General features: G+C 34.2%; 18 protein-coding genes. 13 read left to right on the top strand and 5 right to left on the bottom strand.

Translation table 11 applies throughout. The features are described from left to right. Window positions 1–348 precede the first annotated feature (348 nt). Window positions 349–3,099 (top strand): T9SS type A sorting domain-containing protein, encoded by a 2,751-nt coding sequence (locus P2W75_RS04185; protein ID WP_276379026.1) that lies wholly within the window; start codon window positions 349–351, stop codon window positions 3,097–3,099. A gap of 50 nt (window positions 3,100–3,149) precedes the next feature. On the opposite strand, the gene P2W75_RS04190 is transcribed toward P2W75_RS04185, so the two are convergent. After that, window positions 3,150–3,887, bottom strand: coding sequence for a hypothetical protein (locus P2W75_RS04190; protein ID WP_276379027.1), 738 nt, complete (start codon window positions 3,885–3,887; stop codon window positions 3,150–3,152). A gap of 104 nt (window positions 3,888–3,991) precedes the next feature. Next, a complete protein-coding gene (locus tag P2W75_RS04195) occupies window positions 3,992–5,545 on the bottom strand; it encodes an aldehyde dehydrogenase family protein (RefSeq protein WP_276379028.1) in 1,554 nt (517 codons plus the stop codon). Window positions 5,546–5,726: 181 nt separating this feature from the next. On the opposite strand from P2W75_RS04195, the gene P2W75_RS04200 reads away from it, so the two are divergent. Further along, a complete protein-coding gene (locus P2W75_RS04200; RefSeq protein ID WP_276379029.1) occupies window positions 5,727–6,683 on the top strand; it encodes an MBL fold metallo-hydrolase in 957 nt (318 codons plus the stop codon). A 53-nt stretch (window positions 6,684–6,736) separates the two neighbouring features. Beyond that, window positions 6,737–7,024, top strand: coding sequence for a type II toxin-antitoxin system RelE/ParE family toxin (locus P2W75_RS04205; RefSeq protein WP_276379030.1), 288 nt, complete (start codon window positions 6,737–6,739; stop codon window positions 7,022–7,024). Here P2W75_RS04205 and P2W75_RS04210 read toward each other — a convergent pair. The 3 genes from P2W75_RS04210 to P2W75_RS04220 form a co-directional block, all read right to left on the bottom strand. After that, entirely contained in the window at window positions 7,017–7,328 is a 312-nt protein-coding gene (locus P2W75_RS04210; protein WP_276379031.1) for a hypothetical protein, read from the bottom strand. The two genes, P2W75_RS04205 and P2W75_RS04210, sit on opposite strands and share 8 nt — an antisense overlap. A 138-nt stretch (window positions 7,329–7,466) precedes the next feature. Next, window positions 7,467–8,006 (bottom strand): 3-hydroxyanthranilate 3,4-dioxygenase, encoded by a 540-nt coding sequence (locus P2W75_RS04215; RefSeq protein ID WP_276379032.1) that lies wholly within the window; start codon window positions 8,004–8,006, stop codon window positions 7,467–7,469. 139 nt (window positions 8,007–8,145) lie between these two features. After that, window positions 8,146–9,234, bottom strand: coding sequence for an endonuclease/exonuclease/phosphatase family protein (locus P2W75_RS04220; protein WP_276379033.1), 1,089 nt, complete (start codon window positions 9,232–9,234; stop codon window positions 8,146–8,148). A gap of 139 nt (window positions 9,235–9,373) precedes the next feature. On the opposite strand from P2W75_RS04220, the gene P2W75_RS04225 reads away from it, so the two are divergent. The 10 genes from P2W75_RS04225 (at window position 9,374) to P2W75_RS04270 (ending at window position 22,817) form a co-directional block, all read left to right on the top strand. Beyond that, complete coding sequence (locus tag P2W75_RS04225) at window positions 9,374–10,444, top strand: serine hydrolase (protein ID WP_276379034.1); 1,071 nt, start codon at window positions 9,374–9,376, stop codon at window positions 10,442–10,444. Window positions 10,445–10,598: 154 nt separating this feature from the next. Next, a complete protein-coding gene (locus P2W75_RS04230; protein ID WP_276379905.1) occupies window positions 10,599–11,498 on the top strand; it encodes an LD-carboxypeptidase in 900 nt (299 codons plus the stop codon). A gap of 180 nt (window positions 11,499–11,678) precedes the next feature. Beyond that, window positions 11,679–12,053 carry a YraN family protein gene (locus P2W75_RS04235; RefSeq protein ID WP_207298265.1) on the top strand — a complete coding sequence of 125 codons (375 nt, stop codon included), beginning with the start codon at window positions 11,679–11,681 and terminating at the stop codon, window positions 12,051–12,053. Between the two features lie 119 nt (window positions 12,054–12,172). Beyond that, window positions 12,173–12,829, top strand: a complete 657-nt coding sequence (locus P2W75_RS04240) for a hypothetical protein (RefSeq protein ID WP_012023298.1) — start codon at window positions 12,173–12,175, stop codon at window positions 12,827–12,829. A 392-nt stretch (window positions 12,830–13,221) separates the two neighbouring features. After that, window positions 13,222–13,785 carry an RNA polymerase sigma factor gene (locus P2W75_RS04245; protein ID WP_276379036.1) on the top strand — a complete coding sequence of 188 codons (564 nt, stop codon included), beginning with the start codon at window positions 13,222–13,224 and terminating at the stop codon, window positions 13,783–13,785. Between the two features lie 360 nt (window positions 13,786–14,145). Next, a complete protein-coding gene (locus P2W75_RS04250; RefSeq protein ID WP_276379037.1) occupies window positions 14,146–15,324 on the top strand; it encodes a FecR family protein in 1,179 nt (392 codons plus the stop codon). Window positions 15,325–15,514: 190 nt separating this feature from the next. Beyond that, window positions 15,515–18,718, top strand: a complete 3,204-nt coding sequence (locus P2W75_RS04255) for a TonB-dependent receptor (protein ID WP_276379038.1) — start codon at window positions 15,515–15,517, stop codon at window positions 18,716–18,718. 8 nt (window positions 18,719–18,726) lie between these two features. Next, window positions 18,727–20,235, top strand: a complete 1,509-nt coding sequence (locus P2W75_RS04260) for a RagB/SusD family nutrient uptake outer membrane protein (protein WP_276379039.1) — start codon at window positions 18,727–18,729, stop codon at window positions 20,233–20,235. Window positions 20,236–20,248: 13 nt separating this feature from the next. Further along, a complete protein-coding gene (locus P2W75_RS04265) occupies window positions 20,249–21,328 on the top strand; it encodes a SusE domain-containing protein (RefSeq protein ID WP_207298270.1) in 1,080 nt (359 codons plus the stop codon). A 106-nt stretch (window positions 21,329–21,434) separates the two neighbouring features. After that, window positions 21,435–22,817 (top strand): alpha-amylase family glycosyl hydrolase, encoded by a 1,383-nt coding sequence (locus P2W75_RS04270; RefSeq protein WP_276379040.1) that lies wholly within the window; start codon window positions 21,435–21,437, stop codon window positions 22,815–22,817. The last annotated feature ends 78 nt before the right edge of the window (window positions 22,818–22,895 follow it).

A 22,895-nucleotide genomic window follows, 5' to 3' on the forward strand; every position in this document is an offset into this window, starting at 1 on the left:
TTCATTTTTAACTACATACAAATTTAATAATTTCAAACGAAAAAGAAGAAAAAACTTACTAACTAAAAAATTTAACAAAAATTGGTAAAATCCATTAAAAAATTTAAAATATAAGGTAAAAGATTTCTTAAACCGCATCAATACTAATGTGTAATTTATTACAATTTATGCAATAAATTACATTATAATCATTTAAAAGATAATATTTTAATATATAACTATTTTAAGGCTAAAATTAATAAGAATATCAAAATTTTATATAATTTAGTGTAATCGATTACAATAAATCATAAAACCACAATTACAAAAAACCACAAAAACTATTATTAATGTTTAACTTAAACTATTATGAAAAAAAACTTACTTTTTCTAGCGGTCTTTCTTTTTGTGTCACAAACTTGGGCACAGCAAATTACTGAAGCCAGCGGATGGCTTGAATCTGTTTTTGTAAAATGGCAGTCTGTTTCGAATGCTCAATCGTATAATATTTATTATTCCGGAGAAGGAATAGTTGACCGAAAAATTGACACACAGCTTATTAGAAGTTACGGCAGTTATTTTCGTGCAGATATTCCGGGATTAAAAGCTGGGACTTATACTGTAAAAATTAAACCCGTAATTTCAGGAACTGAAGGAACAGGAACAACAAGCAGCTCTTTAATTGTTAAAGCACACGATCGTTCAGGATTTGCTTTTGCTAATTCACGCGTTCCTGGCGCTTATAATGCAGATGGAACTCCTAAAAGCAATGCAGTGATTTTGTATATCACTGAACAAACTAAAAACACTGTTTCGTTAACCGTAACAGGAGCTACAACCAATCCTTGCGTGGGTTTACAAACAATTTTAGACGGTTATAAAAAGGGTAAAGATGCGAGACCATTAATAATCCGAATCATTGGACAAATAACAGATTTGTCATACATGCTAAATGGTGATATTGTAATCGAAAACAATAATTATGCTTCAAGTTATATTACATTAGAAGGAATTGGAAACGATGCAGTAGCTGACGGCTGGGGAATACGAATTAAAAATGCGTCAAATGTTGAAGTCAGAAATATAGGAACAATGAATTGTGACAGCGGTGAAGGTGACAACATTGGTTTACAGCAAGACAACGATTATATTTGGGTACACAATTGCGATTTCTTTTATGGAAATGCAGGAAGCGATGCCGATCAGGTAAAAGGTGATGGTGCTTTGGACTGTAAAAAATCTACTTATATTACTTTTTCATACAATCACTTTTGGGATTCTGGAAAATCAAATCTTTTAGGTCTAAGTGAAGGAACAACGGCAGGTTTGTATATCACATATCATCATAACTGGTATGATCATTCAGATTCTCGTCATCCCCGAGTTAGGTATTATTCAGCTCATGTCTACAACAATTATTATGATGGAAATTCAAAATATGGTGTTGGATCTACTATGGGGTCCTCAGTTTTTGTGGAAGCCAACTATTTTAGAAACTGTAAATATCCAATGCTGACTTCTATGCAAGGAACTGATGTGTACAATGGAGCAACAGGAACTTTTTCGAGCGAAGATGGAGGAACTATAAAAGCATTCAATAATACTATGAGCGGTCAGACACGTTTTGTGACTTACAATGCTTCCACTTATCCTGTTGAATTTGATGCTTATGTTGCGGCTTCAAGAAATGAAACCATCAGCAGCAGTATTACTTCTAAAAAAGGAGCTAAAACTTACAACAACTTCGACACGAATTCAAGTATTATGTATTCTTACACGCCTGATAGTCCTGAAACAGCGAGAACAAACGTAATGCAATACGCTGGACGTATTTCGGGAGGAGATTTACAATGGACATTCAATAATGCTGTTGATGATAGTGCAGACGCTGTAAATACAGGATTAAAAGCAGCATTAACAGGATACCAAACAAATCTTGTCTTTGTACAAAGTGAATCTGCAACAGGAAATCAAACATTGACTTCAACCACCAATACCAATCAAACGGTAACCAGTGGAACTGCAATTGCTTCAATCGTTTTTACTTGGGGAGGCGACGCAACAGATGCGACTGTAACAGGATTACCCGCTTCTGGATTGACATTTGTAAAAAATACTTCTGCAAAAACCATTACAATTTCAGGAACTCCAACCGCTACAGTAAATTATTCAATAGCTACGATCGGAAATTTGGGTACTCCTGCAACAGGATCAGGAACCATTACAGTTACGGCGGCGGGTGCACAAACCTTAACTTCCACAAACAATAACAGTCAAACTGTAGCCAGCGGAATTGCCATTAATTCTATTGTATTTACATGGGGCGGAACTGCAACAGATGCAACAGTAACAGGACTTCCAGCTTCTGGAATTAGTTTTGTAAAAAATACATCCGCAAAAACTATTACTATTACAGGAACTCCAACAGCCAATGTTTCTTATACCGTTACTACTACCGGAACTGGAACCACAGCAACTGCATCAGGAACGATAACAGTAACAACGAGCAGTTCTGGTAATGAAATCCATAATTTTACAGCATCTGGAAAAACCAGTTCTTTTTATACTATAACTGGAAATCTTTCCACAACAAAAGGAACAGTAACTTACAATGGTTTGACATTGACGCAATGCCTAAAAATAGAATCTTCTACAAGCATTACTTTTACTACATCACAAACAAGTACTTTAACTCTTGTATTTGTAGAATCTGCAGCGACTATTAAAGTGGATGGAGCTGACAAAACTGCTTCTGGAGGAATTGTAACGGTTTCGCTTGCTGCAGGAAATCATACAATTACTAAAAAAGACACATCCAATCTGTTCTATATGAGTACTTTTTACAACACTGGTACTTTACGAATTGCAGATTCTGAAACTCTTGTTCAATCTGAAGAAAAAGTTTTATTATATCCAAATCCAGTTAATAGCACTTTGCATTTAATTGATAATGCTCAGAAAGTTGAAACTATTGAAATTTACAACCTTCTGGGTGCTTTGGTAAAAACGGTTCAAAAAAATACTGAAAGCATTGATATCAGTAATTTATCTACTGGAACATATATTGCTAAAATTCAAACCAATACTGGTCTGATCAACCAAAAGATTATTAAAAAATAGATTCAAAAGAGAAAAGGCTTCCATTGATTGGAAGCCTTTCTTATAAATATTTACCAGTCTGTAGCAGGAAGTTTTTTAAGAACTCTTTCTGGGCTGTCATACACAAAAAGCTGTTTTTCCAACTTGAACTTTTTGGTTTCATGAGTGCTTGGCATACTGTCAACCATCGTATTGACTAACTCCATTTCCGCAGTTCCTGAAATCAAATCGTAATCGACAGCAATCTGCGATCCGGCTCCCATATTAAAAACATGTATTTTAGTGAAAACTAATTCATTATTAACATATTTATAGGTTGTTTCCTGAGTTCCTACTGGGCCAATTCCGTTTAGAGTAACAGTAAGCGTTTTGTCTTTTCCAATAGTAATATCTTCGTAATCATATATTTTATTTCCTTCATAAGAATATTCAGGATTTAAAGCCTGCCACGAAGTTTCTTGTAAACGATATCCACCGGAACTTTGCTTTATAAGAACCAATGTAGGTCTTACATCTGTATTATCGTTTTTATTCTGCAACACCAATACAATGTCTTCCAACTCATCATCATTTAAAAATCCTTCTGCTTCATACTGCACTTTATAAGGTTCCAACAAAAAATCCTCAATCTTTTTTCCTGCTTTAGGAAAAACGGGCAGCTGACTGTTTTCTACTACATCCCCATCTGTTTGATCTTGTATTGTATCAGACAAAACCTTACTATCTTCTGTTACTGAAGCTTTTTCAGTTTCTTTTTTACAACTTACAGCTAAAATCAAAAATAATACAGTGAGTATTTTACATTTCATGGTTTTGGTTTTAATGTAAAAATAAAAAATTTAGTGCAGATGGCATTAAAAAACCGCTTTTCTCAAAGGTGAAAAAAGCGGTTTAATTTATTGTGTTTGACAATTTACAAATCAAACTTAATACCTTGTGCCAAAGGAAGATTGGTAGTATAATTGATTGTATTTGTTTGACGTCTCATATAAATTTTCCAAGCATCAGATCCAGATTCGCGTCCGCCGCCGGTTTCTTTTTCACCACCAAAAGCGCCTCCAATTTCTGCACCAGAAGTTCCAATGTTTACATTTGCAATTCCACAGTCAGAACCTGTAACCGATAAGAATCTTTCGGCTTCACGCAAATTATTTGTCATAATTGCAGATGACAATCCTTGCGCTACACCATTTTGAATCTCAATTGCATTATCAACATCACCAGAATATTTAATCAAATATAAAACTGGAGCAAACGTTTCGTGCTGTACAATTTCAAAAGAATTTTCAGCTTCTGCAATTGCTGGTTTTACATAACAACCACTTTCATAACCTTCTCCTGAAAGTACTCCGCCTTCCACTAAAATTTTTCCTCCTTCTGCTACCACTTTATTAAGTGCTACTGCATACATTTCAACTGCGTGAGTATCGATTAGCGGTCCAACATGATTGTTTTCATCAAGAGGATTTCCAATTCGTAATTGTTTATACGCTGCTACTAAAGCATCTTTAACTTTATCATAAATACTTTCATGAATAATCAATCTTCTTGTAGAAGTACAACGTTGTCCAGCTGTTCCAACTGCTCCAAAAACAGCTCCAATAACAGTCATTTTTATATCAGCATCTGGAGTTACAATAATTGCGTTGTTTCCTCCTAACTCTAACAATGATTTTCCTAACCTCGCTGCAACAGCCTGAGCCACAATTTTACCCATTCTGGTAGAACCTGTTGCCGAAATTAACGGAATACGAGTATCTTTCGTCAACAACTCACCTATTTGATAATCACCATTTACCAAACACGAAATCCCTTCTGGAAGATTATTTTCTTTAATAACCTGAGCAATTATATTTTGGCAGGCAATTCCGCAAAGAGGTGTTTTTTCAGAAGGTTTCCATACACACACATCACCCGAAATCCAAGCTAAAGCCGTATTCCATGACCAAACCGCAACAGGAAAGTTAAATGCCGAAATAATCCCCACAATTCCTAACGGATGATATTGCTCATACATACGGTGTCCAGGTCTTTCAGAATGCATGGTCAAACCGTGCAACTGACGTGATAATCCAACCGCAAAATCACAGATATCAATCATTTCCTGTACTTCTCCGTACCCTTCCTGCAATGATTTTCCCATTTCATAAGAAACCAATTTACCAAGAGCTTCTTTATTCTGACGTAATTTTTCTCCAAACTGACGCACAATTTCACCACGCTGCGGCGCAGGAATTAATCTAAAAGTTTTAAAAGCTTCAGTTGCTGAACGCATTACTTTTTCATAATCTTCAAGTGTTGAAGTTTTTACCGAAGCAATAAGTTTTCCGTCTACAGGAGAAAAACTGTCTAGAATCTCACCCGATGAAAAGTTTTCTACTCCTGTTGAAGTTCCTTCATTTACTAGTTTTATTCCTAGTTTTTCAAGTGCTTCATTCATGCCAAATTGTGATGCTATTGTTGTCATTGTAACTTTTTTAGTTAAAATTGTTATATTTTTTATGTAAAGATATTGTTTTAGAATTAATTTCAAATTGAAATGAATTCATAAATCAAAGTAAATTTAAGCTTATTTGATAGTATTAACAGAAATGAAGAGGCATTTATTGATTTATTTAATGAAATTTGCAAGACTTAATATATAAAATATGTCCACTTTCTCTCGTTTCTTGCTTTGTCTGCTTTTAATTTCAACAACTGTTTTCTCGCAAAAAGATAAATCTTCATTTCAAGTTGTACCATTAGGAATAAAAGGTGGTATTGATGAAAAAAATCTTTCGGCTTATTTATTGGCACCATCTAATACAACTGATTTTATCTGTCTTGATGCCGGAACCATAAATGCGGGAATAGAAAAAGCAATTGATAATAAAGTTTTTAAAATATCAACCAGTGATGTTTTACGAAAATATATAAAAGGATATTTCATTTCGCATGCACATTTGGATCATGTTTCTGGTTTAATAATTAATTCTCCAGCAGATTCTTCCAAAACAGTTTATGCTACAGAAAAATGCATGGAAATGATGGAGAACCATTATTTTAACGATCAGACTTGGGCTAATTTTGGCGATAAAGGTCCTGGATTTCCATTAAAAAAATACCATTTCCAAACCTTAAATGTAGCAGAAGAAACTCCTGTTTCAAATACAAAAATGAAGGTGAAAGCTTTTCCATTAAGTCATGTAAACCCATTTGAAAGTACCGCATTTTTGGTTAAAAATGAAGATTCTTATGCATTGTATTTAGGAGACACTGGTCCAGATTCAGTAGAAAAAAGCGATAAATTAAAAGCCTTGTGGACAGCTGTTGCTCATTTAGTACAGAATAAACAATTGAAAGGTATTTTTATTGAAGTTTCGTTTCCGAATGAACAGCCAGATCAGTTTTTATTCGGGCATTTAACTCCAAACTATTTAATGAAAGAACTTCATGTGCTGGAAGATTTAGCTGGAAAAGGTTCTCTAAAAAATTTCAAAATTATTATCACACATTTAAAACCTCCCGCAAAGAACATTATTAAAATCAAAGAACAGCTCAAAGCTCAAAATGATTTAGACATACAGATTATTTATCCTGAGCAAGGGAAGAAATTTGAGTTATAGCTACATTTTTTGTAAGTTATTTTTTATATTTTAGCCAAGTAATGAAATTGTAAATGAAAATTATTTGGTCTAAAAAAGCAGAATACAGCTTTGAAACTATTGAGAATTATCTTAAACATTTTTGGTCACCTGTCATAGCTCAAAAGTTTATTAATGATGTTTTACACATAATAACTCTGCTTGAAAATAATCCTTCACTTGGAAAATACAACCCAAAATTACAATGCCGAAGTATCGTCATTTCAAAAACCGTTACATTATATTATGAAGTAACAGATGAGTATATCGAATTGATTACTTTCTACAACAATCGACAAAAACCAATAGATATCTTTATATAAGATTTCTTTTCTTGAGTTTAGCTAACATTTCTTCATGTGTGATAAAATTTCCATTCTTTATATCCAGCTTTCCTTGTTCAATATCAGCCTTCAATTCTAACATATAGTTTTCTTCTGGTGATAATATCTTTGCTATTAAGAGCATTTCATCTGGAGTAAAAGTCTGTGTTTTTAATTTACGGTAAAATGTTGGACTTGGGATTCCGACTTGTTCAATAATATAATTTTTTTTAAAAGGTGATTTATTCATTAAATCCTCCATATTATCTACAATATTCTTATAGGCAATAATTTCTTGTATCATAATCAATTCTTTTTTATATCATATATGATACAAATATAAATCAAAATAGATAGAGAAAGATTTTTTATTAAAAAATAATCATAAATAAACCCGACAGATTTTAAATTTATCGGGTCTATATTTTAGATTGAATCAATATTATTTCTTAGCCGTAAATCTCGGATCACTTTCCATTATAGTTCCGCATTTATCGCAGGTTCTTAACTCTTCTGAATTATAAAAATGCTCGAAATGAGGCAGGAAATCTTTTTCGATATTATGAAGTTCAAAATACACCTCATAAAGCTTATGATTGCAGTTATCACAATACCAAAGCAATCCATCAGTATAACCAAGTCCGGCACGTTTTCTCTCAATTACTAAACCAATTGAACCTTCTGAACGAACTGGTGAATGTGGCACTTTAGCAGGATGCAGATACATATCTCCCGCATTTAATACCATTTCTTTTCGCTCTCCATCTTCTTGAATGACAACTTTTATATTTCCTTCTAATTGATAAAACAGTTCTTCTGTTTCATTATAATGATAATCTTTTCGGGCATTTGGTCCCGCTACAATCATCACAATATAATCGCCGGAATCAACATACAGATTTTTATTTCCAACAGGTGGTTTTAGTAATTGTCGGTTTTCTTCAATCCATTGAGTAAGATTGAAAGGTTTTGCTATAGCCATTTTTTTGGATTCTAAATTTATGAATAGCTAAGTTAATGAAAAGTATTCAGTCAATGGTTATTAGTTTTCAGTCGCAGTCGCAGTTTTCAGATTTGCTGAAACTGAGACCGAAAACTGCGACTGCGACTAAAAACCGAAACTAAAACTCTTTCACTAAATAAATATAAACAGGAAAATGATCACTGAATCCCGCTTCTGTTAACGTATTCCGCAATGGATATCCTTTATATTTTCCAGAAGTTTGAATGAGATAAGGTCTATTGAAAATCCCAGCTTTCCAAAATTTATAACTGGAAAAATCGGGCTGAATAAAAGACTGTGTCATGATAATCTGATCAAAAATATCCCAGGAATCTCTAAATGCTAGAGTTCCCATACCTTTCTCAGCCATTTCTTCAAAGGGATTAAAGGTTTCAAATTCTAAGGTTTCCGATTTTTTGGCTTTTGCTCCCAAAGCTATTTTTATACTTTTATTAAAAGGGCCGTCATTTAAATCGCCCATCGTAATCACTTTTGCCTGCGGATTTATTTGCTGAAGCGAATCAATAATCCTTCGATTTAGTTTTCCTGCTGCCTCGCGATACGGACTGCTGGCTTTTTCTCCACCAGATCTCGAAGGCCAATGATTGATAATGATATGAATTTCTTCATTTTCTAGAAAACCACTTACCAAAAGTTGATCTCTAGTAAAAATTCGGTTGTTATCAATTTTGATTTCAACATCTCCTAAATCTTCGTTTTGAACTTCTTCAGCAACAGGTTTATTTTTATAAATCAATAAAGGAATATTGGAGAAAGTTGTTGGCCGAAAATATTTTTTCTGATATAGAAGTGCCACATCAATTCCACGCTGATCGGGCGAATCAAAATGAATGATTCCATAATCATAACCTGATAGTTTTTCCTGTTTAATTAAATCCTCAATTACACCTCTGTTTTCTACTTCAGAACAACCAATTAAAGTTGGTGCATTAGAGTTTTCGGGAGTTCCAATTTCAGAAATTACTCTTGAAAGATTTTTCAGTTTTTGTTCGTATTTTTCTTTTGTCCAATGCTGCCTTCCAGCTGGCATCCATTCGTCATCATTTGTACTTGGATCATTAATGGTATCAAAAAGGTTTTCAAAGTTGTAAAAAGCGATTGTGTGAATGTTGTATTTTTTTGGCTGAGCGAATAACGATGCAACAGATAAATAAGAAAATAAATAAAGCTTGAAAATGGTACGCATAATTCTTCGGCATTTAAAAAGGCACAATTTAAGAAAATAAATATTTGTAAGAAATTTATATTAATTTATTTTCTGTTTTATATTTTTGTTTCTCAGAAAATGTCATGTAACTTGCTTAAAAAATCTGAAGCTTTTATCAATGAAAAAAATCCTTGTTTTTATCTTTTTTCTTAATTGTGTTCCTGCTTTTTATGCACAAAAAAATAATGCATTGGCAGAGAAAATCAGAGAACAATACAAAATTCCCGAACTGGCTTATGCAGTTGTTTCTTCAGATTCTATATTTGAAATGGAAGCTTTGGGATATCAGCGAAATAATCCATCTTCTAAAGCTAAAATTGATGACCGATTTCGTTTAGGGTCAATGACAAAAACCATTACGAGTTATATTGCAACACTTTTGGTTAAAGAAGGAAAGATAAAATGGGACACTAAATTCTTTGATTTATATCCTGAATTAAAAACCAAAAGCAATCCAAACACTTATAATTTTACCTTGCAAGATTTTTTGACTTTTCGAGCAAAACTCCCAATCTGGTCATACGGAAATCAAACACCAACACAAAAGGAAATTACTGGAAACAACCAGCAGCAACGATATGAATTTATAGCTTGGTTTTTCAGACAGAATTTTAATGTAGAGAAACAAGATATTTACTGGTCAAATCCTAGTTATGTGGCTGCAGGATTAATGCTTGAAAAAGCAACTGGAAAAGCGTATGAAACTCTAGTGAAAGAATTAGGAAAATCTTTAAATATCGATTTTGATTTTGGACAACCTAATATTAAAGATAAAAATCAACCGTGGGGTCATGATGAAAACTTAAAACCCGAAAAACCTGCTCTAAATTATAAACTAAACTGGCTTTCATCTGCAGGAAATATCAACTGTAGTTTACCTGATTATTGTAAATTTACGCAAATGCAACTTCAAGGCTTATTAGGAAAATCGAAACTTTTGACTGCAGAAGAATTCAATAATATGCATTACGGCTTTCCTGAATATTCGTTTGGATGGCAATCTGAAATCAAAGAAAACGGACTTAAATATTCGTTTCATAACGGAAGTCCGGGCACTTTTTTAACCAAAGTGTATCTTTGCCCTTCAATTAACAAAGCTTTCATTTTATTTGCCAATGTACAATCAGAAGAAGCAGATCAAGGCTTAATGATTCTTTTAAATAAATTACAGGAACAATATGGAGGCTGATTTTAGCAGGGTTTTAAAAAAATAATGTATAATTTTAAGCAAAAGAATACTTATGAACTTAAATATTGGGCACATCAAGAAACGTTTTACCTTTTGTAAAATCGCATTTCTTATTTTTGCTTTACAATCATTCAACTGTCAATCTCAACAAATCATGATAACACCGCCTTATTTACAAAAAGGAGATACTGTAGCGCTTGTCGCAACTGCAAGAAAAAACATCGATGACAATTTAAAACCAACCATTGATTTACTTAAAAGCTGGGGCTTAGAAGCAGTCGTAGGAAGTTCAATTAGTCTGGATTATCACCAGCTGGCAGGAACAGACGAACAGCGTGCTGCCGATTTTCAAAAACAATTAGACAATCCAAATATTAAAGCAATATGGTGTGTTAGAGGCGGATACGGAACTGTAAGAATGCTAGATTTATTGGATTTTACCAAATTCAAGCAACACCCAAAATGGGTTATTGGTTTTAGCGATGTAACGGTTTTGCATAATCATTTAAATACTATGGGTTACAAATCTATTCATGGTGTTATGCCGGTTACGATTCCGCGTGCTACTCCTGCTGCTATTAGCTCAATGAAATCAAGTCTATTTGGCGAGCCACTTTCCTATTCTATTCCTCCGCATGCCATGAATCGTTTCGGACAGGGAACTGGAGAAATTGTTGGAGGAAACCTTTCTATATTATACAGCTTATTAGGATCACCATCTGCAATTGACTGTAAAGACAAGATTTTATTTATTGAAGATTTAGATGAATACTTGTATCATATTGACCGTATGATGATGAATTTACGTCGAAACGGCTGTATCGAAAGTTTAAAAGGAATTATCGTTGGTGGTATGACGAAAATGAAAGACAACGAAGTGCCGTGGGGAAAAAATGCTCTGGAAATTATTGATGACGTAACTAAGAAATACAATATTCCAGTAATTTTTAACTTTCCTGCCGGACATATTCAGGATAATAGAGCTTTGATTATGGGAAGCACTATTTCAATTGATGTAAACGCATCTGGAAGTACTGTTACGTTCCAGAAATAAAACTATACGAATCCTTTTTAAGGAAATTCAAAAATACCACCTATTACATATCGCAAAAACGCGAAGTTGCAAAGTTCAATTATACTTTGTGATTTCGCGTTTTTGCTTGCCTATAGAATCTCGCAATTCGACCGAAACTAAAACTGAAAACCGAGACTCAAACTAAAAAACTTTTAAAAAATGGCCGAACATAATGATTTAGGAAAATTAGGAGAAGACCTGGCAACAGAACATCTCGAAAAACAAGGGTATACCATACTAGATCGAAACTGGATTTCTCCACAAAAAGCCGAAATAGATATTATTGCCCAAAAAGATGCTGTTTTAGCCATCGTTGAAGTAAAAACAAGATCGAATTTAGATTTTGGTTCCCCGCAGGATTTTGTCAAACAGAAAAAAATTCAGCTGCTCATAAAAGCAGTAAATGCCTACATAAACGATAGGGAAAAGGATTTTAAAGATGATTTAGAAATCCGTTTTGACATAATTGCGATCCATAAAAATGAGGAATCATTTGCAATTGAGCACCTTACTGATGCTTTTTATCATTTTTAACATAATTTTTTAATGTTATAATTGTAACAATTTGTTTTTTTATTTATATTTGCAAAGATTTATAACATCAAATTAACTAAACCAACCAATTTAAGTTACAAAAAAAAAGAAAAAAAATTATGAAAACCGTTTCATCCATCGTCGAAAATTACATCAAAACAAAACCATTTCTTTTAAACGCGTTATCACTGGGAATTATCAATTTGACTTCTCTATCTCGGAACATTATGACTGAGCTGGAAAATGAATTTGGCAAAGAGGTAAAACAAGGTGCTGTAGTGATGTCTCTGAAACGATTGACTGAAGAATTAGATTTTAAATTAAACCACAAAATCAACAAAGTAATCAAGAATATTGGTGAAATTACAGTAAGATCAGAATTGACGGATTACACATTCGCAGCTTCAGAAACTGTATTGAATAAACAAGCTGATTTAATTTCTGATATAAATGCATTATCTGATATTTTCTATACCTCATCACGTGGCGTAAACGAAACGAATATTGTAGTGAGCAGCAGTGTGAATCATTTAGTTGAAAAACACTTTATGAGAGAAAAACTAATTCAGAAATTAGATAATCTTGCTTCCATTACAGTAAAATTACCAAAAGAAAATATCGTTGTTCCTGGTATCTATTACTTCATTTTCCAACGTTTGGCTTGGGAAGGAATCATCATCAATGAAGTAATTTCTACTTCAAACGAATTCACTATTTTAGTAGGTGAAGATCAGGTTGATGTTGCTTTTAAAGTAATCAAAGACCTTAAAAACTAATTTGATAAAAATTTAATTTTATATCTTAAATAGATTCAATTTTCAATTTAATCCTTTTGTCTTTCTAAGATAAAAGGATTTTTTTTATGAATATGCATTCTTAATTCTTCATTTAATTATCATCAGAATAAGAATATTCTCAAAATTAAAACCGCAAAATAGTTAATTTTTATTTTTTAAGCCAAAAATTTATCAACTTAATAATAGGCAATTTACAGCGTATTTATTGAGATTACGATAGTTTTACTGCAAAAAACCACAAATAAGTTGATTTTAGCATTTTTTTATGAGAATAATATTTTTATATATTTGCTAATCTCTCAAGGGATTAGAATGTCGATTTTTGATAGTATCGTAATATAATTAGATTAAAATACAAACTAATTAATTTAATGTTGGAAGCCAAAGACCATAGTGACAAATTGTTGGTGAGCGAACTCAAAAATGGCAGCGAAAAAGCGTTTCGTGCTCTTTTTGATTTGTATTATCAAGATATATATGGCTACAGCATTAGTCTTTTAAAATCGAAAGAAGCCGCAGAGGAGAATGTTCAGGATGTTTTTATGAAAGTCTGGCAGCATCGCGAGAACTTAAACACAGAACAATCTTTTAAAGCTTATATTTTTACAATTGCCCGAAATCAGGCTTTTAATTTATTAAACAAAGCAGCAAATGATTTAGAACTTAAGGAAGCTGTTTTTTATGAAAGCCAGAAATCACATGAATACGGAGATTACGCGATTCGTGAAGAAGACTGCAAAAAACTCCGAAAGCAGGCCATGAAACAATTACCGCCAAAGCGGAAACAAATATTCAAAATGTCACGAAAGAAAGGCATGAGTTACGAAGAAATAAGTCAGGAACTCGGCATATCTATAAATACTGTCAGGAATCAAATGAGCAAAGCATTAGAATCGATGCGGGTCTTTTTTCAGGTTCATGATGAAATTATCTAACCAAAACCACATTTTAACCAATTGAATCACTCTTTGCCAAGAGTGATTTTTTTTTGCCGCATCTAAGGTCTCAATCTCGAAAAATGGGTTATTATCATTCTTTCCGTTCCCAAGTTGAAACCTTAGGTTCTGTGTACCATTTATTCCTTTTTAAATCTGCCTGCAGCTAATTAATAAGCTTGAAAAAAAAATATATCGCATTTTTAACAAAAATCATAATCTTGCAAATGTTTAAAATTCAAATAATTACAATATAACAATCGTTTTTAAATGTTAAAATTTAAAAATTTACAACGTTTGAGTAGTACTCAAATGCTTTTCAACTGTATACTATTAAAACCCCCAACAAAATAATTCGTAATGAATTCAAATCCTGAAATAAAAAGTCTTTTACAAAAGTTTGTTTTAAACCAATGTACACCCGAAGAAACGAACGAGGTAATTGCTTATTATAAAAAAAATCAGCTTACCGATGACTTCCCAACTGTGGAAGATATCCAAAATCTGTTAGCAGAAATGCCGAAAATGGAAAAGCAGAAAGCCGATGATATTTTTGCGGATATCTTAAAGACTTCAAAAGAAGAAGAAACAGTAATCGAGCTTCCGTCAAGAAAATCAAATTACAGAAAGTATATTTCGATTGCTGCCTCTGTAATTGTTTTATTGGGAATTGGCTTTTTTTACAAACAAAATATGTCAAACAAAGCTGTAGAACCAAAATTCGATTTTAAAAGCTCAGATATTGTTTTACAACTTGAAAACGGTGAAGTTCAGGTAATTTCTGAACACAATTCGGCTCAAGTAAAAGATGCCAAAGGAAATATTGTTGGAAATCAAAACGGAGACAAATTAGTATATGAAAGTAATTCTGATTCTGAGAAATTAATTTACAACACAATTAAAATTCCGTATGGAAAAAAATTCCGTCTGCAATTATCTGATGGAACATTTGTTCACTTGAATTCAGGAACAACGCTGAAATATCCGGTGAAATTTATTGCTGGCGAAAACAGACAGGTATTTTTAGATGGTGAAGCTTTCTTTGATGTTGCTAAAGATAAAAAACATCCGTTTATCGTAAATGCAGATGAATTGAATGTTCGTGTTTTAGGAACGCATTTCAACGTATCTAATTATCCAGAAGATGCACTGACAGATGTTGTTTTAGTAGAAGGTTCAGTTGGAATGTACGAATCAAGTCAGGAATTTGATGCTGCAAAAAACACTATTTTAAAACCTGGATTTAAAGGAAGTTTTAATAAAGAAAATGCAAAAATCTCAACCAAAGCGGTTATCACAGATATTTATACTTCTTGGATTGATGGAGGTTTAACGTTTAGAAATATGACTTTCAAAAACATTATTACGAAGCTTGAAAGACGTTATAATGTTACAATTGTAAACAAAAATGAGAAACTCGCCAGCGAGAAATTCAATGCCAGCTTTAAAGAGGAATCTATAGAAAATGTGATGAGTTATTTTAACGAAATCCATGGCATTAACTACACGATAAAAAACAATCAGATACTAATTAAATAACCACTAAAACCAAATACAAATATGACGAAATAACATTACGGGAATAAAAAAATCGGAAAGAGCTGCGAACAATTTCCGATTAACTAAGTGATTGAATATAACGAATTAACTACAATCAATTAACAAAATTATGAAAAAAAAATCAAAGAATACTGGGTTTTTATACCGAGTGTTCCAAAATGACCTAAAATTGAAACTAACTACCCTACTTCTTTTGGTCGCCATGTTTAATATTAGAGGAAATACTTATGCCCAAAAAACAAAAGTCACCCTAGAATTAAACAATTCAACAATCGAAAAGGTTATTGAGACCATTGAGCAAAAAACAGACTTCAGGTTTATTTACAAATTGAATGATATCGACTTAGATCGAACGGTTTCAATTTCTGTAAAAGATCAGTCTATATATGTGGTTTTAGACAAGCTTTTTAAAGGAACTCCAACCGAATTTAAAATTCGCGATACGCAGATTATCCTAAAAAAACCAGAACTCAAAACCCAAATTATCGAATTTCAAAAACAAACAGTTTCGGGTGTAATTACAGATGAAAACGGCATGCCCTTACCGGGAGCTTCTGTTATTGAAGAAGGAACAAAAAACGGAATGGTTACAGATTTCGATGGTAAATACAAACTTACTGTCGAAAGCAGCCAGTCTGTAATTATCGTATCTTTTGTAGGATACAAGGAAAAAAGAGTAACTGCGAATCAAAATACAATCAACATTCAATTGTTTCCAGACGCAACTGATTTACAGGAAATTGTAGTAGTAGGTTATGGTCTTGCTACAAAAAGAGATGTAACAGGAGCGGTTTCTTCAATCGCTGCAAAAGACATGAATCAGGGCGCAATTGTAAATCCGCTGCAATTAATTTCTGGAAAAGCTGCGGGTGTAAACATTACCCAAGTTGGTAGCGAACCAGGTACTGGACCAAGCGTTCGTATTCGTGGAATTTCTTCTTTAATTGGAGGGAGTGACCCTTTAGTAGTAGTAGATGGAATTCAAGGCAATATGGATTTATTAAACCAAATTCCGCCCAGTGAAATCGAAAGTATCGATATCTTAAAAGATGCTTCTGCCACTGCCGTTTACGGTTCTCGCGGTGCACCTGGAGTTATTATCGTTTCTACCAAAAAGAACAAAGCCGGAAAAACTACTATGGAATATATTGGTTCTACTGCTTTAGATTTTATTCCGAAGAAATTAAACATGTTAAATGCTGATGAATGGTGGTCGGCAGCGCAAAGTGTCGGTGTTCCGGCATCGGCAAATCATGGCTCAAATACAGACTGGTACGGACTTTTAACACGAACTGGGATTACACAAACACATACTTTATCTTTTGGAGGCGGAACAGATAAATTCAATTACAGAGCTTCTTTAACGGCTATTCTTCAAGACGGAGTTGTTATCAATTCGAGTAATCAAAAATACATCGGACGAATTCAGGCAACTCAACAAGCTTTTGATGATAAACTGAAGTTGACATTTAACTTAAATACTGGTGTAAACAATACTACAAACAGTATTCAAAGCATTGGTACAGCAGCTTTTACATCAAATTTAATTACAAATGCCTATTTGATGCGTCCAACAGACCCTGTGTATAATACAGATGGAACTTACTTTACAGATCCAAACGTATTTCAATACTTAAATCCTTATGCGGCGGCACAAACTACTACTAACGAAGCGCAAAACGATAATTTATTCGGAAGTTTAAAAGCTGATTTGGATTTAGCAAAAGGTTTAACCGCAAACTGGTTTGGGAGCTGGAGAAAAACTAATGTAACCTATGGTTATTTCCAACCTGTAGAATCAACAGCTGCTTTTGCTATTGATCAAAAAGGGTTTGCGAACATCAATAATCAAAGACAAAATGAAAAGCTGACCAACCTCAGCCTTAATTATAAAAGAACATTTGGCATACACAATATAAACGTATTAGGTTTATACGAATGGCAAAGTCAGACTTATCAAGGAAATTATGCACAAGCAAGAGGTTTTATGAATGATAAAACAACTTACAATGCGCTTCAATTTGGTGACATGTCAAGCGTTCGTCCCGGAGATATGACTTCCTATAAAAATGACAGAAGTTTAGTTTCATTTTTAGGAAGAGTAAATTATTCTTTATTAGACCGTTATTTATTGACAGCGAGTATTCGTCGTGACGGTTCATCTGTTTTTGGAGCTAATAATAAATGGGGAGATTTCCCTTCTGCATCTGTAGCATGGCAGATTAACAAAGAACCATTTATGAACAACCAGACCTTAATTGATGAATTAAAACTTCGTGCAGGATACGGTGTAACAGGTAATCAGCAAGGACTTTATCCGCAGCAGTCAATTGCGTTAGTTGATCGTTCGGGTACTGTAAATTTTGGAGGACAGCTTATTACAAATTATGCTGTTGTTCAAAATTCAAATGCGGATCTTAAATGGGAAACTAAAAAACAGACAAACTTAGGTCTTGATTTTGCACTTTTAAACAATAGATTACGAGGAACTGTTGATGTATATACCTCTAAAACAGAAAACTTATTATTTAATTATGTAGTACCTCAGCCGCCATTTCCACACGATCGAATCATGGCAAATGTGGGAAGTATTTCAAACAAAGGTCTTGAAGTATCTCTTGCTTACGACGTAATTAAAACAGACAATAGTACGCTTACACTTGCAGGAAACCTTTCTTTCATGAAAAATGAAGTACTTAACTTAAGCGGCAGCATCAACGGAGTTCCTTTGAATACTGATTATGTAGGCTGGGGAGCTGAAAACTCTTATTTAGTAAAAGGAAAACCAGTTGGAGCATTTTACATCCTTCAGCATACTGGTAAAAATGAAAACAATGTTGAAACCGTTTTGGATCGTGACGGAAATGGGGTAATTGATCAGGGAACTAGAAGTCCAGACCGTTATTATGCAGGTTCGGCTCTTCCAACTTATACTTTTTCATTTAACCCTTCTTACCGTTACAAAAACTTCGACGCTTCGATGTTAGTAAGAGGTTCTGGAGGAAATAAAATTTACAACGGCTTACGTTCTAATTTAAGCCGAATGGAAAATATTGGTAAATCGAACGTTCTGGCGAGTGCTGTAGATCAAGGAATTTATACTTCTCCTTACGGTTCTGATTTATGGTTAGAAGACGGTTCATTTATCCGTTTAGAAAATCTTACAGCGGGATATAGTTTCCGTTTTTCAGATAAATATATTGATACTATTAGACTTTCGCTTACAGGAAACAACTTATTCCTGATTACAGATTATACAGGTATGGATCCTGAATTAAACGTAAGCGGCAGCGGAGATAACTTCGGAGGCGATAAAGGAATTTATCCTCGTACCAGAAGTGTTGCGTTTGGTTTGACTGTAAAATTTAAATAGTAAAAAAGATGAAAATTAAAAATATACTAATAGCAGGAAGCGCGTGTTTCCTGACACTTTTTAGCTGTACAGATATCAATGAAAATGTCTATGACAGATATCCTGCAGATGAATTTTACGGAACTCCTGAAGGAGCTAATATCGCACTTGCCAATGTATACGCACAAATTCCGGGTGAATTTGCAAGAGAAGGTGCTTCTGGAGTAGGATATGCCGGTGCCGATAACGGCTGGTACGATATGAACTGTATGTCATCTGACGAGCAGGTTATACCTCACAGAAATACAGGTGACTGGCAGCAGGATTTTGCCCGTTTACACAAACACGAATGGCTGCCTACCGATTTCATTATCAACAATACTTGGAACTGGTTATACAAAGCTGTTTTCAATGCTAATTTAGCCGTAAGTTTATTAGAAAAATCAAATGCCGAATCTTCTAAAATTGCCGAAGCAAAAGTATTAAGAGCTTTCTTCTACTATTTATTAATTGATGATTTTGGTGATGTTCCTTTCTTTACGGATAACAACATCACAGTTGATAAAATCCCACAATCAAGCCGTAAAGAAGTGTATGATTTTATTGTGAAAGAATTAACCGAAAACGTTGATTTATTATCTGGTACAAAAGGTGGTAATTATTACGGAAGATTCAATAAATGGGCTGGTTATACTTTATTAGCAAAAGTATATCTAAATGCCCAAGTATATACAGGAACTTCTAAATGGAACGAATGTTTAGCAGCTTGTAACAAAGTTGCCGAAGGTGGTTTTTCACTTCATTCAGGTGCAGCAGATGCAGCAAATCCGCTTGGAAATAAATATTACGAACTATTTGGAGATGTACTTCCTGAAGATGAAACAATCCTATCTATTTATGCAACTTTAGACATTGTTTCTCGTAATGTGTATGCAGTCCGCAGTTTATACGGACCTCATGCTCAGGCATTATTTGGGTACAGCGGATGGAATGGTACTATTGTTCCAAAAGAATTTTTCTTGAAATACGATGAAAATGATATCCGCAGAAAACAATTTTTATTCGGAGAACAACCGGGAGGTTTCAATTACACACTTGATGTGGCTTCATTAGACAATCCGGGAGCAGCTCCTCAAGCGGGAGTTCGTAATGTAAAATTTTATCCTGCAACACCAAGAACCGGAGGCGGTGCTTCTAACGATTTCCCAATTTTTAGATATGCTGATATCATTTTAATGATCGCAGAATGCAATACTCGATTAGGAAATGCCGGAGCAGCAAAACCTTTTATTGATCAGATCAGACAACGTGCCGGATTAAATGCTTTAGATCACAATCCTACTCTTGATGACATTTACAACGAAAGAGGATTTGAGTTAAACTGGGAAGGACACAGAAGACAAGATATGATTCGTTTTGACAAATTTTTATTGGCAAACGAATTCAGACCAGCATCTCCTGCTTACAGAAAGTTATTTCCAATTCCAACTTCTGCATTAAATGCCAATTTAGGACTAAAACAAAATCCGGGTTACTAAAAACAAAACGATCATGAAAAAATATATCAATAAATTACTCTTGTTAGGCAGTCTGCTCATTCTGGGTTCTTCCTGTGACAGCGGTGCCGAACTAACGACCCTGAAATCCGTTAGTTTTCCATCTGAAATTACCGTTTCATCAAGTACATTAGTTCTTACAGAAGACACAGCCGATGATCCTGTTTTACTAATTTCATGGCCTTCAGTTTCTTTTCCCATTGAAGCTCCTGTAACCTACGCTGTTCAGTTTGATTTAATTGGAGACACAAGCGGAAGCACGGCTTGGCAGAAAGCCAAACGCATCGAAGTAGGAACCGATGTTTTAAGCAAATCTTTAACTGGTCAGGAACTTAACAAAATTGCAGTCGATTTAGGACTTCCTATAGATATCCCCGGAAAATTAGTAGTTCGTGTAGAAGCTGCAATGGATCGAAAAATCTATTCAAATCCTATCACCCTTACGATAACTCCTTATGAAAAAAGTGTAGTTTTTGGTGAAATTTATATGCCGGGAAGCTATCAAGGCTGGGCAGTTGAAACCGCAGCCGCTTTAACAGCAATTCAAAAAGGAGTGTATCAAGGGTACATGACGGTTGCTGAAGGAGCAGGACCTGGATTTAAATTAAATACCGAAAGAAACTGGGCGCAATTCTATGGTGCTGGTGCTACAAATAATGATTTGAAAAACATGAGCGATACTGATTTTGTCCTTCCAGGAGCAGGATCTTATCAAATCAAAGTGAATTTAAACACCCTAAAATGGTCACAAGCGCCGTATGCATGGGGAATCATAGGAACCGCAACTTCAGGTGGCTGGGACAAAAGCACCCCAATGAGTTATGATCATCAGACAAAAACTTGGAAAGTTACTGCCGATTTAGCTGCGGGAGCTTTAAAGTTCAGACTAAACGATGCATGGACCATCAACTACGGACCGGCAGATCCGGGTACAAACACCATTAATCTGGATAACGGAGGTGCTTACACTATTGGCGAAGCAGGAACCTATGAAGTAACCTTTACAATAAACGAAGTAGATCCTGCAACCACAGGTTATCCTGCAACTGCAACTTGTACTATCGTTAAAAAATAATCTAACATTATAATAAAGCTAGATTAGTTTGAGTGATACCTGCCTTTTTTGAGCGAAAGGCAGGCTATCTTAAACTTGTCGAATTTATTAACTAAATTGACAAACTATGAAATTTAATATAAAAATCGTTTACGGATTATTGCTTGCATTAGCCTTTATGTCATGCAGCTCTTCTGATGACGACAACAAAACTCCTGAATCTCCGTATACGCAATATGGAGCACCTTTTGAAAAAATGCCAAAGAAAGAAGATGCCATAATTTATCAGGTAAACATTCGTGCTTTTAGTCAGGCGGGAACCCTAAAAGCGGTTCAGGACAGATTAACACAAATTCAGGAATTAGGAGCAAATGTTATTTACTTAATGCCAATTTATCCAGTTGGAAAAGAAAGAGCTTCAGGAGAATTAGGATCGCCTTATGCTGTGAAAGATTATAAAGCCGTAAATCCTGATTTTGGAACTTTACAAGACCTTCAAACTTTAGTTGAAGAAGCGCACAAAAAAAACATGGCTGTTATCCTCGACTGGGTTGCCAATCACACCGCTTGGGACAATGCTTGGATTACACAGCATAAAAATTGGTATCAGCAGGATACAAATGGTAATATCATCATTCCGCCTGGAACAAATTATAACGATGTGGCACAATTAAATTTCAATAACACAGAAATGAAAGATGCGATGATTGATGCAATGTCTTACTGGGTTTACAATGCTAACATTGATGGTTTCAGATGTGATTATGCTGATTTTGTTCCGAATAATTTCTGGGCAGATGCCATAACAAAACTGAGAAAAATTAAAAAAAATCAAAACATTTTGATGTTAGCTGAAGGATCAAAATACAATCACTTTGCATCAGGTTTCGATTATACTTTTGGATTTAATTTTTTCTATACTTTAGAGCAGCTTTTCAAAAACAATAAACCTGCAACTACACTTCAGGATTCGAATGCTACAGAATATGCCAACAATTATAATCCTGAAAACAGAGTCGTAAGATACACCAGTAATCATGACGTAAACCTTTCTGAAGGAACACCTTTGGAACTTTTTGGAGGTAAAAAAGGCTCTATAGCTACATTTGTTGTCGCTGCGTATTTAAAATCAGTTCCAATGATTTACAACGGACAGGAAATTGGTTATGCACAAAGACTAAACTATTTCTCAAGAACACCAATCGATTGGTCGACAGCAGATAATGAAATGCTGGCCGAATACAAAAAAATCATTGCTTTTAGAAATACCAGTAATGCTATAAAAAAAGGAACATTTACAGGTTACAGCAGCGATGCCGTAAGTGCTTTCACCATGGTAAACGATACCGAAAAAGTATTTGTTCTTTCTAACTTAACCAATTCAGCTGTAAAACATCTTATTCCAAATACCTTAAAAGGAAACTGGAAAGATGCCTTTACTGGAGCAGCCGTAACAGTGGGTTCAGATATCACACTTCAGCCTTATCAATATATAGTGCTGAAAAATTAATACCTAAAGCAACTTTAAAACCTAAATTTGCACAAAACTAAATAACATGAATTTTCAATCCCAAAAATCATTGCTTCA

This window comes from Flavobacterium sp. H4147 (assembly GCF_029360735.1).
GTDB classification, from domain to species: domain Bacteria; phylum Bacteroidota; class Bacteroidia; order Flavobacteriales; family Flavobacteriaceae; genus Flavobacterium; species Flavobacterium endoglycinae.

Bases quoted from the DNA above. Each gene is read 5' to 3' on its own strand.
- P2W75_RS04250 (WP_276379037.1), top strand. From the start codon at position 14,146: ATGAATTCAAATCCTGAAATAAAAAGTCTTTTACAAAAGTTTGTTTTA.
- P2W75_RS04225 (WP_276379034.1), top strand. From the start codon at position 9,374: ATGAAAAAAATCCTTGTTTTTATCTTTTTTCTTAATTGTGTTCCTGCT.
- P2W75_RS04260 (WP_276379039.1), top strand. From the start codon at position 18,727: ATGAAAATTAAAAATATACTAATAGCAGGAAGCGCGTGTTTCCTGACA.
- P2W75_RS04220 (WP_276379033.1), bottom strand. From the start codon at position 9,234: ATGCGTACCATTTTCAAGCTTTATTTATTTTCTTATTTATCTGTTGCA.
- P2W75_RS04190 (WP_276379027.1), bottom strand. From the start codon at position 3,887: ATGAAATGTAAAATACTCACTGTATTATTTTTGATTTTAGCTGTAAGT.
- P2W75_RS04265 (WP_207298270.1), top strand. From the start codon at position 20,249: ATGAAAAAATATATCAATAAATTACTCTTGTTAGGCAGTCTGCTCATT.
- P2W75_RS04215 (WP_276379032.1), bottom strand. From the start codon at position 8,006: ATGGCTATAGCAAAACCTTTCAATCTTACTCAATGGATTGAAGAAAAC.
- P2W75_RS04230 (WP_276379905.1), top strand. From the start codon at position 10,599: ATGATAACACCGCCTTATTTACAAAAAGGAGATACTGTAGCGCTTGTC.
- P2W75_RS04210 (WP_276379031.1), bottom strand. From the start codon at position 7,328: ATGATACAAGAAATTATTGCCTATAAGAATATTGTAGATAATATGGAG.
- P2W75_RS04195 (WP_276379028.1), bottom strand. From the start codon at position 5,545: ATGACAACAATAGCATCACAATTTGGCATGAATGAAGCACTTGAAAAA.
- P2W75_RS04200 (WP_276379029.1), top strand. From the start codon at position 5,727: ATGTCCACTTTCTCTCGTTTCTTGCTTTGTCTGCTTTTAATTTCAACA.
- P2W75_RS04240 (WP_012023298.1), top strand. From the start codon at position 12,173: ATGAAAACCGTTTCATCCATCGTCGAAAATTACATCAAAACAAAACCA.
- P2W75_RS04245 (WP_276379036.1), top strand. From the start codon at position 13,222: ATGTTGGAAGCCAAAGACCATAGTGACAAATTGTTGGTGAGCGAACTC.
- P2W75_RS04270 (WP_276379040.1), top strand. From the start codon at position 21,435: ATGAAATTTAATATAAAAATCGTTTACGGATTATTGCTTGCATTAGCC.
- P2W75_RS04235 (WP_207298265.1), top strand. From the start codon at position 11,679: ATGGCCGAACATAATGATTTAGGAAAATTAGGAGAAGACCTGGCAACA.
- P2W75_RS04205 (WP_276379030.1), top strand. From the start codon at position 6,737: ATGAAAATTATTTGGTCTAAAAAAGCAGAATACAGCTTTGAAACTATT.
- P2W75_RS04185 (WP_276379026.1), top strand. From the start codon at position 349: ATGAAAAAAAACTTACTTTTTCTAGCGGTCTTTCTTTTTGTGTCACAA.